This is a genomic window from Actinacidiphila rubida (genome assembly GCF_900110255.1).
Lineage (GTDB): Bacteria > Actinomycetota > Actinomycetes > Streptomycetales > Streptomycetaceae > Actinacidiphila > Actinacidiphila rubida.
In genome coordinates this window covers 47136-62312 of the sequence record NZ_FODD01000004.1, presented here as the reverse complement: position 1 = coordinate 62312, position 15177 = coordinate 47136, and the positions used below count along the sequence as shown (strand labels likewise).

The window sequence follows — 15177 nt, the reverse complement described above, 5'->3', positions numbered from 1 at the left end:
GCGGGGTCGTGACGGGGTCGTGGCGGACGTGGGCGGCAGGACCTGGCGGGCCGGCGGTCAGGGGCCCGGGGGAGGGGCGAGGAGGGTCTGCCCGACGGGGGTGATGACGTGGATCACCGTGTTGCCGTGGCGGGTGCTCGTGATGAGGCCCGAGCCGCGCAGCACGGCCGCGTGCTTGCTGGCGGAGCCCGCCGTCGTGCCGATGCGGCGGGCCAGTTCGGTGGTGGAGTGCGGCACGCACAGCGCGCGCAGCGCGTTCGCCCGGGTCCGGCCGAGCAGCGCGGTGAGGTGGCGGTTCGCGGTCCCGGGCGTCGGCCCCGTCGCCGGGCCGGCGGCCGGATACACCAGCACCGGCGGCAGCTCCTCGTCGATGAGGGTGACCGGGGCGCCCCAGCAGAAGTACGCGGGTACCAGCGTCAGCCCCCGCCCGTCCAGACGCAGGTCGCGGTCCACCGGGTAGGGGGTCTCCAGGACCGGCGCCGTCCAGCGGACGGGCGCCGGCAGCCCGCCGAGCAACTGCCCCACGCCGCCGTTCATCAGGGTCCTGCCCCGCAGCGACCGGTCGGTGCCCACCGCGGCGTCGACGGCGTCCCGGCAGGGCGCGAGGACGGCGTCCGCGTACACCCGTAACGCCTCGGCCACCGGCGCGAGTTCGGCCGTGCCGCCGCCGGCCAGCTGCCGCACCCAGTCGGGGGGCCGGCGTTCGGCGAACACCCGGCTGAGGTCGGAGCGCAGGAAGGCGGCGGGAGTGGAGCGCACCTCCTCCAGTCCCTCGGCGAGGTCTTGGGACTGGGAGGGCGTCAGGAAGTCGGGGAAGTCGCCGCTCTCCGGTATCAGCGAGACCAGCAGGAGGATCTGCCGGCACGCCGGGCTCGCGGTCAGCCGCCGCCGCGTCCCGTCCCGCCACTCCCGGTAGGCCGGGGGGACCCGCGCCGACCGCAGGGTGTGCAGGCTGAGCACCGCCTCCCACAGGATGCTGGTGCCCGGCGCCACGGTGACCCGCGCGAGGTCCTCCGGCGTGAAGTGGATCCGCAGCGTCATCCGGTCACCCCCCCGCTCGCCCGGCCGGTGCCTTCCTCACGCAATGTACTGGGCCCGGGGGCGCTCCGTCAGGATCTTGATGTGCACCTGTCGCAAACACGCGGTCCTGAGTCATCCGGAGCAATCCGGAGTCATCCGGAATCCCGGAACGCCCGGACATGCCGGTGCCCGGCACCCCCGCGGGGGTGCCGGGCACCGGGTGACGCGGACGGCGCGACCTACGCGGGGACGCTGGCGACGCCCGGCGCGAGGAACGGCTTGCCGTTCACCCGCTCGGAGACGCCCTCGCGGTCCAGGTAGGGGGTGATGCCGCCGAGGTGGAACGGCCAGCCGGCGCCGGTGATCAGGCACAGGTCGATGTCCTGGGCCTCCGCGACGACGCCCTCGTCGAGCATCACACCGATCTCCTGCGCGACCGCGTCCAGGACGCGGGCGCGGACCTGCTCCTCGGTCAGCACGGTGTCGCCCTGCCTGAGCAGCGCGGCGACCTCCGGGTCCAGCTCCGGCACTCCGGAGTCGTAGACGAAGAAGCCGCGCTTGCCGGCCTTCACGACCGCCGCCAGGTTCTCCGAGACCGTGAACCGGTCGGGGAACGCGGCGTGCAGCGTCTCGGAGACGTGCAGGCCGATCGCCGGGCCGACCAGTTCCAGCAGCACCAGCGGCGACATCGGCAGGCCCAGCGGCTCGACCGCCTTCTCGGCCACCGGGATCGGGGTGCCCTCGTCGATGACGTTCTGGATCTCGCCCATGAAGCGGGTCAGGATGCGGTTCACGACGAACGCCGGGGCGTCCTTCACCAGGACCGCGGTCTTCTTCAGCTTCCTGGCGACCGCGAACGCGGTGGCCAGCGACGCGTCGTCGGTGTCCTCGCCGCGGACGATCTCCAGCAGCGGGAGCACCGCCACCGGGTTGAAGAAGTGGAAGCCGACGACCCGCTCGGGGTGCTCCAGCTTCGCGGCCATCTCCGTCACCGACAGCGAGGAGGTGTTCGTCGCCAGGATCGCGTCCGGCCGGACGACGGCCTCCAGTTCGGCGAAGACCTGCTGCTTGACGCCCATCTCCTCGAAGACGGCCTCGATCACGAAGTCCGCGTCGCCGAACGCCGTCGCCTTGTCCAGGTGGCCGGAGACCAGGCCCTTGAGGCGGTTGGCCTTGTCCGGGTTGACCCGGCCCTTGAGCAGCAGCTTGTCGATCTCACCGTGCACGTAGCCGACGCCCTTGTCGATCCGCTCCTGGTCGATGTCGGTCAGCACGACCGGCACCTCCAGGCGGCGGGCGAACAGCAGCGCCAGCTGCGAGGCCATCAGGCCCGCGCCGACCACGCCGACCTTCGACACCGGGCGGGCCAGTGCCTTGTCGGGCGCGCCGGCGGGCCGCTTGCCGCGCTTCTGCACCAGGTTGAAGGCGTAGATGCCGCTGCGCACCTCGCCGCCCATGATCAGGTCGGCCAGCGCCTGGTCCTCGGCGTCGAAGCCCTGGCGCAGGTCGCCGTTCTTCGCCGCCGCGATGATGTCCAGCGCCCGGTAGGCGGCCGGGGCCGCACCGTGCACCTTGCCGTCGGCGAGGGACCGGCCGCGCTCCACGGCGCGGTCCCACGCCTCGCCGCGGTCCACCTCGGGGCGGGCCACCGCGATCTCGCCGCGGAGGACGGCCGCGGTCCACTGCAGCGACTGCTCCAGGAAGTCCGCGGCGTCGAACAGGGCGTCGGCGATGCCCAGTTCGTGCACCTGCATGCCCTTGAGCTGCCGGTTCTGGTTGAGCGAGTTCTCGATGACGACCGTGACCGCGCGGTCCGCGCCGATCAGGTTCGGCAGCAGCGTGCAGCCGCCCCAGCCGGGGATCAGGCCGAGGAAGACCTCGGGCAGCGAGAAGGCCGGGACCGACGCGGAGACCGTGCGGTACGTGCAGTGCAGGCCGACCTCGACGCCGCCGCCCATCGCCGCGCCGTTGTAGTACGCGAAGGTCGGCACCGCCAGCGACGCCAGCCGCTTGAAGACGTCGTGACCGCCCTTCCCGATGGCCAGCGCGTCCTCGTGCCGCGTGAGCAGCTCGACGCCCTTGAGGTCGGCGCCCACGGCGAAGATGAACGGCTTGCCGGTGATGCCGGCACCGGCGATCTCGCCGGCCGCGGCCTCCTTCTCGACCTGGTCGATCGCGGCGGACAGGTTCGCCAGCGACTGCGGCCCGAACGTGGTCGGCTTGGTGTGGTCCAGGCCGTTGTCCAGGGTGATCAGGGCGAAGCGCCCGGCGCCGCCCGGCAGATCCAGGTGGCGGACGTGGGCGCTGGTGACGACCTCGCCGGGGAACAGCTCGGCCGCGCCCTTCAGCAGTTCTGCGGTCGTGCTCACTTTTCCCCCTCGAAGTGCGGGTTCTCCCAGATGACCGTGCCGCCCATGCCGAACCCGACGCACATGGTGGTGATGCCGTAGCGCACGTGCGGCTGCTCCTCGAACTGCCGCGCCAGCTGCGTCATCAGGCGCACGCCCGAGGACGCCAGCGGGTGACCGAACGCGATCGCGCCGCCGTACTGGTTGACCCGCGGGTCGTCGTCGGCGATGCCGTAGTGGTCCAGCAGCGACAGGACCTGGACGGCGAACGCCTCGTTGATCTCGAACAGGCCGATGTCGTCGATCGTCAGACCGGCCTTCGCCAGCGCCTTCTGGGTCGCCGGCACCGGGCCGATGCCCATCACCTCGGGCTCGACGCCCGCGAAGGCGTAGGCCACCAGGCGCATCCGCACCGGCAGTTCCAGCTCACGGGCCACGTCCTCGGCCGCCAGCAGCGAGGCGGTCGCGCCGTCGTTCAGGCCGGCCGCGTTGCCCGCGGTGACCCGGCCGTGCGGGCGGAACGGGGTCTTCAGGCCGGCCAGCTGCTCCACCGTGGTGCCCGGGCGCATCGGCTCGTCCGCGGTCGCCAGACCCCAGCCGGTCTCCCCGGCCTCGGGGCTGGTGCGGCGGATCGCGATCGGTACCAGGTCCTGCTGGATGCTGCCGTTGGCGTACGCCTTCGCGGCCTTCTCCTGGCTGCGCGCGGCGAACTCGTCGGAGCGCTGCCGGGTCAGCTGCGGGAAGCGGTCGTGCAGGTTCTCCGCCGTCATGCCCATGAACAGCGCGGACTCGTCGACGAGCTTCTCCGAGACGAACCGCGGGTTGGGGTCGACGCCCTCGCCCATCGGGTGCCGGCCCATGTGCTCGACGCCGCCGGCGACCACCACGTCGTACGCGCCGAAGGCGATGCCGCCGGCCGTCGTGGTGACCGCGGTCATCGCGCCCGCGCACATGCGGTCGATGGAGAAGCCGGGGACGGTCGTCGGCAGCCCGGCCAGGATGCCGGCGGTGCGGCCGAGGGTCAGGCCCTGGTCGCCGATCTGCGTGGTGGCGGCGACCGCGACCTCGTCGATGCGGGCCGGGTCCAGTCCGGGATTGCGGCGCAGCAGCTCCCGGATGCACTTGATCACCAGGTCGTCGGCGCGGGTCTCGTGGTAGATGCCCTTCGGGCCCGCCTTGCCGAACGGGGTGCGGACGCCGTCGACGAAGACGACGTCCCTTCCGGTACGAGGCACGATGGCTCCCTCTTAGTCTGTTCGCTCTTCCCCGGCACGTCACCCGGGGGTGCCCCGCCGGGTGCTGGGACCCGGCGTCGGCGGTCGACCGTGCTCACTCGCTCGTCCTGCCCGCTGCCCGTGAACGAGCGAGCGCTTGCTCATGGTCATGCTACTCGTGGGTAACCCATGTGCACAGTCTTACCCGCGGAAGCGGTGTAGGTCACACGCCCATCGGAGTTACCGACGGTTATGCCTCGGTCGGCCGGGCCGCGAGCGCCTTCGTGAGCAGCGGCGTCGTGAGCTGGACCTGCCACGGGCGGGCGCCGAGCGAGGAGAGCGTCTCCGCCACCGGTTCGGGGGTCGGCACCGCGGGCGGCGCCCAGCACAGCCGCCGGACGGTGTCGGGCGAGATCAGGTTCTCCTGCGGGAGGTTCAGCTCGTCGGCCAGCGCCGAGACCGCGGCCCGCGCAGCCGACAGGCGGGCGGCCGCCACCGGGTCCTTGTCCGCCCACGCGCGCGGCGGCGGGGGACCGGTGTACGCGGCGGTGGGCTGCGGCAGTTCCTTCTCGGGCAGTGCCCGGGCCCGGTCCACCGCGGCCTGCCACTGGTCGAGCTGGCGGCGGCCCATGCGGTGCCCGAATCCGGGCAGCGCGGCGAGCGCGTGCACGTTGGGCGGCGACTCCAGAGCCGCGGCGACGATCGCGGCGTCGGTCAGCACCCGGCCCGGCGACACGTCCCGGTCCTGGGCGGCGCGGTCCCGCGCCTGCCACAGCTCGCGGACCACCGCGATCTGCCGGCGCCTGCGCACCTTGTGCATGCCCGACGTGCGGCGCCACGGGTCGACCCGCGGGGCGGGTGCGGGCGCGGCCGCGATCGCGGCGAACTCCTGCAGCGCCCACTCCAGCTTCCCCTGGGAGCGCAGCTCCTCCTCCAGTGCGTCGCGCAGGTCGACCAGCAGCTCCACGTCCAGCGCCGCGTACCGCAGCCACGGCTCGGGCAGCGGGCGCGTCGACCAGTCGACCGCGGAGTGGCCCTTCTCCAGTGCGAACCCGAGCACGTTCTCCACCATCGCGCCGAGCCCGACCCGCGCGAACCCGGCCAGCCGGCCGGCGAGTTCGGTGTCGAACAGCGAGGTGGGACGCATGCCCAGCTCAGCCAGGCACGGCAGGTCCTGGGTCGCCGCGTGCAGCACCCACTCCGTGTCGGCGAGCGCCTCGCCCAGGTCGGTCAGGTCGGGGCATGCGACGGGGTCGATCAGCGCGGTCCCTGCTCCGGTGCGGCGCAGCTGGACCAGATAGGCCCGCTGCCCGTAGCGGTAGCCGGAGGCGCGCTCGGCATCGACGGCGACCGGGCCGGAGCCCGCGGCGAAAGCCGTCACGACGTCGTCCAGGGCCTCCGGGCCGGCGGTGACCGGCGGGATCCCCTCACGCGGGTCCAGCAGCGGGACCGGCGCCGAGGTTACTGGGGATTCGGGGTCTCTGGCGTCGGTCACCTGTCAAGGGTAGCCGGGCCGGGCCGGTCCCGCGGAGATCCACAGCACTGCCCTCCCGCCGGTTCCGGCCGGAGCACTCCCGGCCCGCCTTCCGTCCGGCCCGTGTCCGGCCCGCTCCCGGCCGGCTCCGCGGCCCCGCTCATGCGCGCGCGCCCGCCGGGCGGAACGTTCCGCCGACGGGCGCGCATGCCGCAGGGGTCAGTGGATGATGCCGGTACGCAGCGCCACCGCGACCATGCCCGCCCGGTCGCCGGTGCCCAGCTTGCGGGCGATCCGGGCCAGATGGCTCTTCACGGTCAGCGCCGACAGTCCCATGGACACGCCGATCGCCTTGTTCGACTGGCCCTCCGCGACCAGCCGCAGCACCTCGACCTCGCGGCCCGACAGCTCGCGGTAGCCGTTGCCCGGGTGGCCGTGGGAGCCGGGCGGGCGCCGTTGCATGCGGGCCGCGGTGGCGCCGAGCGGGGCGAGGCCGGGGCGTCCGGCCAGCGCGCCCGCGGTGTTGCGGGTGCCGGTGACGACATAGCCCTTCACGCCGCCGGCGAGCGCGTTGCGGACCGCGCCGATGTCGTCGGCGGCGGACAGGGCCAGGCCGTTGGGCCAGCCCGCCGCGCGGGTCTCGGCGAGCAGGGTGAGGCCCGAGCCGTCGGGCAGATGGACGTCGGCAACGCAGATGTCGCGGGGATTACCGACCCGGGGACGGGCCTCGGCGATGGACGAGGCCTCGATCACATCACGAACCCCGAGAGCCCACAGGTGTCGGGTGACAGTGGAGCGGACGCGGGGGTCGGCGACGACGACCATGGCCGTCGGCTTGCTGGGACGGTAGGCGACCAGGCTCGTGGGCTGCTCGAGAAGAACGGACACCGGGCCTCCTGTGGCAAAGGGGACTGGAACGGTCACAGTCTCCTTCGGCAGCAATTGCTCCGGCCTTTAGGGAAAGATCACGATTTATTGAGTGGCATTTCAGGCAAATCGGACGCCCGATCGAACGGGTGGTCTCCCTGGGCACACCCGTGCGGTGCTCCGCGGGCGCTGCCCGGGAGCACGGCCGCGAGATGACGGGGCCTCAGCCGCGCCGCTCCGGCCGGGTGGTTCAGCTACGGCGCTTGGGCAGCGGGAGGACCCCGCTGGCGCCGCCTCGCGTCCCCGCCTCCGGGCCGTCCGACGGCGGCAGTCCCGCGCAGGCGCACAGCAGGTCGCACCAGGCCGCCACATGACCGGCCGCGTCGTCAGGCGACGACGGCGTCCAGGACGCCCGGATCTCGATCTGGGTGTCGTCCGGACGGTCCGCGAGCCCGCCGAAGTGGTGGGACGAGGCGCGCGAGACGGTGCCGCTGGGGTCGTGGTAGCCCGCGCCGCGGGCGGCCAGCGCGCCGGTCAGCCAGGACCAGCTCACCTCGGGCAGCAGCGGATCGCCGGCCATCTCCGGCTCCAGCTCCGCCCTGGCCAGCGTGACGAGCCGGAACTCGCCGTTCCACGAGTCGTGCCCGCCGGGCTCGTGCAGCAGCACGAGGCGGCCGTCGGCCAGTTCCTCGCCGCCCGACATGACCGTGGCCTCCAGGGCGTAGGCGTAGGGGGCGAGGCGGCGCGGCGCCGCGGTCTCCTCGATCCGGACCTCCGGCCGCACCCGTGCCGAGCGCAGCGCCTCGACCGCCCGACGGAAGGAGAGGGGTGCCTCGTCGTCCAGGTGCCCGGTAACCGCTGCCATGCCCGGAAGGGTAAGCGCCCCGGCGGCCCGCTGCCCGGACCAACACCGGTTTCTTGACGCCAACTCGGCCATGTCGTTCCCTTTCGTGCACCTTGAGCGCACGTTCCGCGCACCTCCCGCGCGCCGTGCGTGCCGGCCCGCCCGGCCGCGGCCGGGCGGGTGGCGCGCCGCCGGCCGGCCCGCGAGCGGACCGCGGGGCCGGAGCGGTCGTGACGGCGTGGGAGGATTCGGGTGTGAGTGCGCACCAGAAGACCGCTGATTCCCCCTTCGTCCGCGCCTGCCGGAGCGAGCCCGTACCGCACACCCCGGTGTGGTTCATGCGGCAGGCAGGGCGTTCGCTGCCCGAGTACCTGAAGGTCCGCGAGGGCGTCCCGATGCTGGAGTCCTGCACGCGCCCGGACCTGATCACCGAGATCACCCTGCAGCCGGTCCGCCGCCACCACGTCGACGCCGCCATCTACTTCAGCGACATCGTGGTGCCGCTCCGGGCCATCGGCATCGACCTGGACATCAAGCCCGGCGTCGGCCCGGTCGTCGCCGAGCCGCTCCGCACCCGCGCCGACCTGTCGCGGCTGCGCCCCCTGGAGCCCGGCGACGTCCCCTACGTCACCGAGGCCGTCGGCATGCTCACCGACGAGCTGGGCGAGACCCCGCTCATCGGCTTCGCGGGCGCGCCCTTCACGCTGGCCAGCTACCTCATCGAGGGCGGCCCCTCGCGCACCTACGAGCGCACCAAGGCGATGATGTACGGCGAGCCCGAGCTGTGGGCCGACCTCACCGACCGCCTCGCCGACATGACCGTCGCGTTCCTCAAGGTGCAGATCGAGGCGGGCGCCAGCGCCGTCCAGCTCTTCGACTCCTGGGCCGGCGCGCTCGCCCCCGCCGACTACCGGCGCTACGTGATGCCCGCCTCCGCCAAGGTCTTCGACGCCGTCGCCGGCTACGGGGTGCCCCGCATCCACTTCGGCGTCGGCACCGGCGAACTGCTCGGCCTGATGGGAGAGGCCGGCGCCGACGTCGTCGGCGTGGACTGGCGCGTCCCGCTGGACGAGGCGGCCCGCCGGGTCGGCCCCGGCAAGGCGCTCCAGGGCAACCTCGACCCGACGGTGCTGTTCGCCCCGACCGCGGCCGTCGAGGTCAAGGCGCAGGAGGTGCTGGACGCCGCCGCGGCCGCCGGGACCGGCCATGTCTTCAACCTCGGCCACGGCGTGATGCCCAGCACCGACCCGGACGCCCTGACCCGCCTCGTCGAGTTCGTGCACAAGGCGAGCGCGGTCTGAGCCGCCCCCGGCCGTCCGCCTAGCCGGCGGGCGGCCCCTCCGGCTCGTCCTGCCCCTCCGGCGCGTTCGGCCGGTCCGGCGCGCCGGACGCCTTCGGAGCCGCCTTCCGGGCCGCGCCCGGGTAGGCGGGGAGTGCCGGGCCCGGCACCCGCGGTCCGGAGCCGTCGGGCGCGCGAAGTGTCGACGGCTCGGGCCGGTGTCCGGGCACGATGCCGGGCAGCCGGCGCCGCAGCAGCCGGTAGCCGTACCAGACCAGCAGCGCGAGCAGCGCGAACGGCAGCACCACGGCGGCCACGACCAGCAGCACCCGCATCGTCACGTAGAAGGCGTGCCAGCCCTGGCCGAGGCCGTGCCCGACCACGGTCCAGAAGCCGTCGTGCTTCCGGGCCGGGTGCGGTGGCGCGGGCCTGGCCGGCGGCTCCGTGAGCCGCAGGCTGATCGTCGCCAGCTCCGTCTGCGACCTGAGCGCGGCCTGCTGCGCCTCCAGCGCCTCCAGCGCCGACTCACGGGTGCTCAGCTCGCTCTCCAGCGACACCACGTCGCTCAGGCTCGACGCCCGGTCCATCAGCGCCCGCACCCGCGCCACACTCGCCTGCTGCGACCTGACCCGGCTGGCGACGTCCACCACCTGCCCCGTGACGTCCTGGACGCTGACCGTGCGCGCCAGCAGCGTGCCCAGCTTCGCGAGGCGGGTGACCGTCGCGTCGTACGCGGCCACCGGCACCCGCAGCTCGACCGTGGACTCGGCGTGCCCGCGCGCGTCGACGGTGGTCTGCTCGTCCCCCGCGTACCCGCCGGCGTCCGCGGCCATCGTGCGCGCGGCGTCCAACTGCTGCTCGACGTGCGGGGTGCGCACCGTCAGGTGGGCGACGCGGATCAGGGAACCGGGCGCCGGCCGCGGTGCGGTCGTGCCCGCGCCCCCCGTCCCCGCCGTGCCGCCACCCGCCCCGCCCGTGCCGCCGGTGCCCGCCGCGTCCGCGTTCCCCGTATCCTGCTGGTTCCTGGCCTGCGGCGCGGCCGCCGAGTCGTTCGACCTGCTCCCGCCCGAGCTGCCGCAGCCCGCGAGGGCCACCGCGGCGGCCAGCAGCAGCCCGCAGGCCGCGGCCGTCCGCCGCCGCCGTCTCCACTGCCGCGCGGCAGTGCGTGCCGTGTCGTTCGCTTCCATCAAATCCCCCCGGAGTCAGGGCCGTCGGAACGGTGTCGCGAGTTGGACGGACCGGCCCCGCGGCGGGTTGCCGCCGGGCGATCCCGATGGGGTCACGTTCGGAACGCGATCCGGTGTCTGAGACAGTGGGGGCATGAGCCAGACCCACCGCCCGACCGTCCCCGCGCCGGCCCCGGGAGGCGCCCCCGACGCGGGGCACGTGGTGGTCGTCGGCGGCGGGATCTCCGGTCTCGCGGCCGCGTACGACCTGGCCGGGGCCGGGGCCCGCGTGACACTGCTGGAGGCCTCGGAACGCCTCGGCGGCAAGCTGCACGCCGACGAGATCGCCGGCGTCCCCGTCGACCTGGGCGCCGAGTCCCTGCTGGCCAGGCGGCCCGAAGCGATCGAGCTGGCCCGCGCGGTGGGCCTGGCCGACGCGCTGGAGCCGCCCGCGGTGCTCGGCGCGAAGCTGTGGACCCGCGGCCGGCTGCGGCCCATGCCGTCCGGCGGCGTCATGGGCGTGCCCGCCGACCTCGGCCCGCTGGCCTCCTCCGGAGTGCTGTCCGCCGCGGGCCTGGCCCGCATACCGCTCGACCACGTCCTGCCCCGCACCGACATCGGCGAGGACACCGCGGTCGGCACGTACGTCGCGGCCCGGCTCGGCCGCGAGGTCGTCGACCGGCTCGTCGAGCCCCTGCTCGGCGGCGTCTACGCGGGCAACGCCTACGAGATCTCGCTGCGTGCGGCCATCCCGCAGCTCTACACCGCCGCCCGCGACGGCCGCTCCCTCATCGAGGCCGCCCGCGAGCTGCAGCGCAAGGCCGTCGCCGCGCGCCAGACCGGACCGGTCTTCAACGGCATCAGCGGGGGCGTCGGCCGCCTCCCGGTCGCCGTCGCCGGCGCCTGCCGGGCCGCGGGCGTCACCATCGAGACGGGCGCGGCGGTGCGCGAGCTGCGGCGGCGCCCGCACGGCTGGCAGGTCGTGCTCGCCGACCGGGACCTCACCGCCGACGCCGTGGTGGTCGCCGCGCCCGCACCGGCCGCCGCCCGGCTGCTGGCCGCGGAGGCGCCGGCTGCGGCCGCGGACCTGGCCGCCGTCGAGTACGCCGGCATGGCCCTGGTCACCATGGCCTTCCGCCGCCGCGACGTCCACCAACTCCCGGTCGGCAGCGGGTTCCTGGTGCCCCCGGTGGACGGCCGCACCATCAAGGCGGCCACCTTCTCCAGCCACAAGTGGGGCTGGCTCGGCAAGGCCGGCGGCGACACCTTCGTGCTGCGCACCTCCGTCGGCCGCTACGGCAGCGAGGCGGATCTCGCCTGGGACGACACCGACCTGGTGCGCCTGTCCCGCGAGGACCTCGGCGAGGCCGCCGGGCTCCGCGCGGCTCCCGTCGCCGCACGCGTCACCCGCTGGGAGGCCGGCCTGCCGCAGTATGCCGTCGGGCACGTCGGCCGGGTCGCGCGCATCCGCGAACAGGTCGGCAAGCTGCCGGGACTCGCGGTGTGCGGCGCGGTCTACGACGGCGTGGGCATCCCGGCGTGCGTCGGCAGCGGCCGGCGGGCGGCCCGCGAGGTCCTGGCGACCCTGGTGCGGGGCGCGGGGGACGGCGCGGGAGAATAGCCGCATGACCGACTCGACTGCCGCCCGTTCCAGCGCCGACGCCGAAGGGCCCGCGAAGGCGCCCCACGCGGGCAAGAAGGCCAAGGACCTCAACGAGGTCATCCGTTACACGCTGTGGTCGGTGTTCCGGCTGCGCGCGGCGCTGCCGGAGGACCGCGGCGGCTGGGCGGACGAGGTGGAGGAGCTGTTCGCGCAGCTCGCCGCGAAGGACGTCACCGTGCGCGGCACCTACGACGTGTCCGGCATGCGGGCCGACGCGGACGTCATGATCTGGTGGCACGCGGAGACCGCGGACGCCCTGCAGGAGGCGTACAACCTCTTCCGCCGCACCCGGCTCGGCCGCGCGCTGGAGCCGGTGTGGTCCAACATGGCGCTGCACCGCCCCGCGGAGTTCAACAAGTCCCACGTGCCCGCGTTCCTCGCGGACGAGACGCCCCGCGACTGGGTCAGCGTCTACCCGTTCGTCCGGTCGTACGACTGGTACCTGCTGCCCGACGAGGACCGGCGGCGGATGCTGGCCGACCACGGCAAGATGGCGCGCGGCTACCCCGACGTGCGGGCCAACACCGTGGCGTCGTTCTCGCTCGGCGACTACGAGTGGATCCTCGCGTTCGAGGCGGACGAGCTGTACCGCATCGTCGACCTCATGCGGCACCTGCGCGGGTCCGAGGCCCGCCGCCACGTCCGCGAGGAGGTCCCGTTCTACACGGGTCGTCGCCGCTCCCTCCCGGACCTGATCGCGACGCTCGCGTAGCCCCCTCCGGGCGCGGACCCGGCGTGGGCTCGGCCCCGCGCCGGGGGCATCGCCCGGCCGGGCGCAGCACGACCCCGAGCCCCTTGGGGGCCCGGGGTCGTGCTGCGCCCGGGGACGGGCTCCGTGCTACGGGGTGGCCCCCTTGAGGGCCGGGTGGGCGGCGACGACGGTGCAGGAGCCGGCGGCGATCTCGGTGAAGCCGGCGTCGCGGACGACCGGGAGGCCGGCGGCCGTCAGGCGCGGCCAGTCGGCGGGGGCGGCGGTGCGGACGGCGAGCCGGAAACCGGACGCCGCCCAGGCGGCCCGCTCCTCTGCGGACAGCTCCCACCAGGCGAGCTGCGCGCCGTGCCCGGCCTGGGCCATCGCCTTGCCCGCGGACATCGCGACGTCCGGGTTCATCCACAGGACGGGGACGCCCGGTGCGGGGGCGGCCGGCGGCTGCGGCTCGTCGAGCTCGGTGCCGGAGACCTGGAGCCGCGCCAGGTCCTTGGGCCACGCGTCCAGCGGCACCGGCGGGAACACCCGCACCTCCGCGGCGTCACCCGTCACGGTGATCCCCGGCAGCGCCCCGGCCCGGCGCCACTCCGCGCCCCGCGCGCGCCGCACGACCTTGCGGATGCGCGCGTCCTGCCAGTCGCGCACCGCCTCCGCCCACTCCCCGTCCGGCGCCGTCGACCGCTCGTCGGCGAGCAGCGTGAGGACCGCGCGGGCCGCCGTCTCCAGCGCGTCCGTCCGCCCCGGCGGCGCGTCGCGCTCGATGCGGACGACGAGCGGCAGGACGAACTGCGGGGCCTCGTCCCGGTCCGGCGCCTCGTCCCGGAAGGGGCTGGTGCTGGTGCTGCTGGTGCTGGTACTGCGTTCGACAGGCGTACTCACGTGGCAAGTCTGCCATCCGCGCCTTCCACGCCCCCGCCCGCGTGGGTGAGGATGGGCCCGTGCGAGACGACGGGGAGGCGGCCGCGGCCGGCGGCGGGCTGCGACTGGACGGTGTGGGGCGGCGCTACGGGCTCCGCGGGCCGTGGGTGCTGCGTGACGTCGCGTTCGAGGTGCCGCCCGGCAGCCTCGTGCGGGTCGAGGGCCCGAACGGCAGCGGCAAGTCGACGCTGCTGCGGATCCTCGCCGGGGTCGACCGCCCCACCGCCGGGCAGGTGAGCGGGAGGCCCGCGGCCGGCACCGCGTACGTGCCCGAGCGGTTCCCGCCCGCCCTGCCCTTCGCCGTACTGCGCTACCTCACGCACATGGGCGCGGTGCGCGGGCTGCCCGCACGCGAGGCCGCGGACAGCGCCCTGTACTGGCTCGACCGCTTCGGCCTCGCCGGCCACGCCCGCACCCCGCTCGACGAGCTCTCCAAGGGCACCTGCCAGAAGGTCGCGGTGATCCAGGCGCTGCTGGCCGACCCCGCGCTGCTCGTCCTGGACGAGGCGTGGACGGGCCTGGACGTGGCGGCCCGCGCCGTGCTCGACGCGGCGGTACGCGAACGGGTCGCGGCCGGGGCGATCGTCGTGTTCGTCGACCACGACCCGCGGCGGCTGGCGGCCGACACGACCGCCGTCCACGCCGTGGACACCGGCGTCCTGACCATGACCGCCCCCGCCCTCTCCGCTGCCGACCCTGCGCCCGACGACGCGGCCACCGTCGTGATCGAAGCCGTCGGCACCGGGCGCCCGCTGCCCGCGGGGGCCGAGGGCCTGCTGCCGGTGGGGGAGAGCGGCGCGGTCCGGGGCGCCGTGCCGGCCGGACGGTCCGACGCCGTGCTGCGGGCCCTGCTGGCGGCCGCACCGCCCTGGCACATCACCGCCGTGCGGACGGACGCGCCGCCCGCGACGGCGGTGCCGGGCCCCCGCCCGGCGCCGCGAACGCCCCGGCTGACGGCCCCGGTCGGGGCCACGGGTCCGTCCGCGCGGGCCCGTCGCCCGGGCGTGCTGGTGCGCTACCAGCTCGACCTGCTGCTGCGCTCGCACCGCTGGCTGCCGCCGCTGATCTTCTACGGCGCCGTGATGGCGATCGGCATCGCGGGCGGCGAACCCCTGCTCGGATCGCTCGGCTACGCGGCGGCGCTGCTGCTGCCGGTCGCGGCGTGGACGGTCCGCGTGTGCGTGACCAACGAGCCCGCCGCGGCCCGCGCCTGCGTCGCCTCGGCGGTGGGGCCGGCCCGGGCGCAGAGCGCCGCGCTCGCCGCCGCGGCCGTGGTGTCCGGGGTGCTGGGGCTCGCCGGGACGGCGGTCGTCGCCGCGGTCAGCGGGCCGCACGCCGACGACCTGCACACCGCGGTGCCGATCGGCCCCGCCGCCCTGGCCGGCGCGATGGCGGCGGCGGTGTCCGTCCTGCTGGGGACCGCCGTCGGCGCCCTCACCAACCCGCCGCTCGTGCGGGGCGCCGGCTGGCCGGTGCTGACCACCGCGGTCGCCGCGGGCGCGGTGCTCATCGTCTCCGGCTCGCCCGCGCAGGCCGCGGTCACCGGCCTGGTGACGGGCTCGCGCACCGGCGCCGTGCACTATCCGGTCCTCGCCCTCCTCGCGGCCGCGGTGGTGGCCCTCGCCGCCGCCCGCCTGTCCGCCTGGGCCGTCGCCCGCTCCTGGCGCTGAGCCGC

Annotated in this window: 12 protein-coding genes; 4 read left to right on the top strand and 8 right to left on the bottom strand. The window is 75.2% G+C overall.

The window, feature by feature from the left end; all coding sequences use genetic code 11:
* Positions 1 to 57 precede the first annotated feature (57 nt).
* The 6 genes from BMW99_RS04900 to BMW99_RS04875 all read right to left on the bottom strand — a co-directional run bounded on the left by BMW99_RS04900 (position 58) and on the right by BMW99_RS04875 (position 7788).
* Entirely contained in the window at positions 58 to 1041 is a 984-nt protein-coding gene (locus BMW99_RS04900) for an ArsR/SmtB family transcription factor (protein ID WP_069462352.1), read from the bottom strand.
* 218 nt (positions 1042 to 1259) lie between these two features.
* Positions 1260 to 3389, bottom strand: a complete 2130-nt coding sequence (locus tag BMW99_RS04895; RefSeq protein ID WP_069462351.1) for a 3-hydroxyacyl-CoA dehydrogenase NAD-binding domain-containing protein — start codon at positions 3387 to 3389, stop codon at positions 1260 to 1262.
* Positions 3386 to 4603 (bottom strand): thiolase family protein, encoded by a 1218-nt coding sequence (locus tag BMW99_RS04890; protein ID WP_069462350.1) that lies wholly within the window; start codon positions 4601 to 4603, stop codon positions 3386 to 3388. The genes BMW99_RS04895 and BMW99_RS04890 overlap by 4 nt, the downstream gene beginning before the upstream one ends.
* Before the next feature lie 229 nt (positions 4604 to 4832).
* Complete coding sequence (locus BMW99_RS04885) at positions 4833 to 6077, bottom strand: ribonuclease D (RefSeq protein WP_069462349.1); 1245 nt, start codon at positions 6075 to 6077, stop codon at positions 4833 to 4835.
* Between the two features lie 198 nt (positions 6078 to 6275).
* Positions 6276 to 6944 carry a response regulator transcription factor gene (locus tag BMW99_RS04880; protein ID WP_069462348.1) on the bottom strand — a complete coding sequence of 223 codons (669 nt, stop codon included), beginning with the start codon at positions 6942 to 6944 and terminating at the stop codon, positions 6276 to 6278.
* A 229-nt stretch (positions 6945 to 7173) separates the two neighbouring features.
* On the bottom strand, positions 7174 to 7788 hold the full coding sequence (locus tag BMW99_RS04875) for a DUF3000 domain-containing protein (protein WP_069462347.1): 615 nt from the start codon (positions 7786 to 7788) through the stop codon (positions 7174 to 7176).
* Positions 7789 to 8021: 233 nt separating this feature from the next.
* Between BMW99_RS04875 and hemE the strand changes: the two genes are divergently transcribed.
* Entirely contained in the window at positions 8022 to 9068 is a 1047-nt protein-coding gene (gene hemE, locus BMW99_RS04870) for a uroporphyrinogen decarboxylase (RefSeq protein WP_176735406.1), read from the top strand.
* Positions 9069 to 9087: 19 nt separating this feature from the next.
* Here hemE and BMW99_RS04865 read toward each other — a convergent pair whose 3' ends face one another.
* A complete protein-coding gene (locus BMW99_RS04865) occupies positions 9088 to 10233 on the bottom strand; it encodes a DUF4349 domain-containing protein (RefSeq protein ID WP_245791204.1) in 1146 nt (381 codons plus the stop codon).
* A gap of 133 nt (positions 10234 to 10366) precedes the next feature.
* On the opposite strand from BMW99_RS04865, the gene hemG reads away from it, so the two are divergent.
* Together hemG and hemQ are read left to right on the top strand one after the other, a co-directional pair.
* Positions 10367 to 11833, top strand: coding sequence for a protoporphyrinogen oxidase (gene hemG / locus BMW99_RS04860; RefSeq protein ID WP_075016296.1), 1467 nt, complete (start codon positions 10367 to 10369; stop codon positions 11831 to 11833).
* A gap of 4 nt (positions 11834 to 11837) precedes the next feature.
* Complete coding sequence (hemQ, locus tag BMW99_RS04855) at positions 11838 to 12587, top strand: hydrogen peroxide-dependent heme synthase (RefSeq protein WP_069463241.1); 750 nt, start codon at positions 11838 to 11840, stop codon at positions 12585 to 12587.
* A gap of 126 nt (positions 12588 to 12713) precedes the next feature.
* Here hemQ and BMW99_RS04850 read toward each other — a convergent pair whose 3' ends face one another.
* Entirely contained in the window at positions 12714 to 13463 is a 750-nt protein-coding gene (locus BMW99_RS04850) for a peptidyl-tRNA hydrolase (RefSeq protein ID WP_069463240.1), read from the bottom strand.
* Between the two features lie 59 nt (positions 13464 to 13522).
* On the opposite strand from BMW99_RS04850, the gene BMW99_RS42875 reads away from it, so the two are divergent.
* Positions 13523 to 15172 carry an ATP-binding cassette domain-containing protein gene (locus tag BMW99_RS42875; RefSeq protein ID WP_322900194.1) on the top strand — a complete coding sequence of 550 codons (1650 nt, stop codon included), beginning with the start codon at positions 13523 to 13525 and terminating at the stop codon, positions 15170 to 15172.
* The last annotated feature ends 5 nt before the right edge of the window (positions 15173 to 15177 follow it).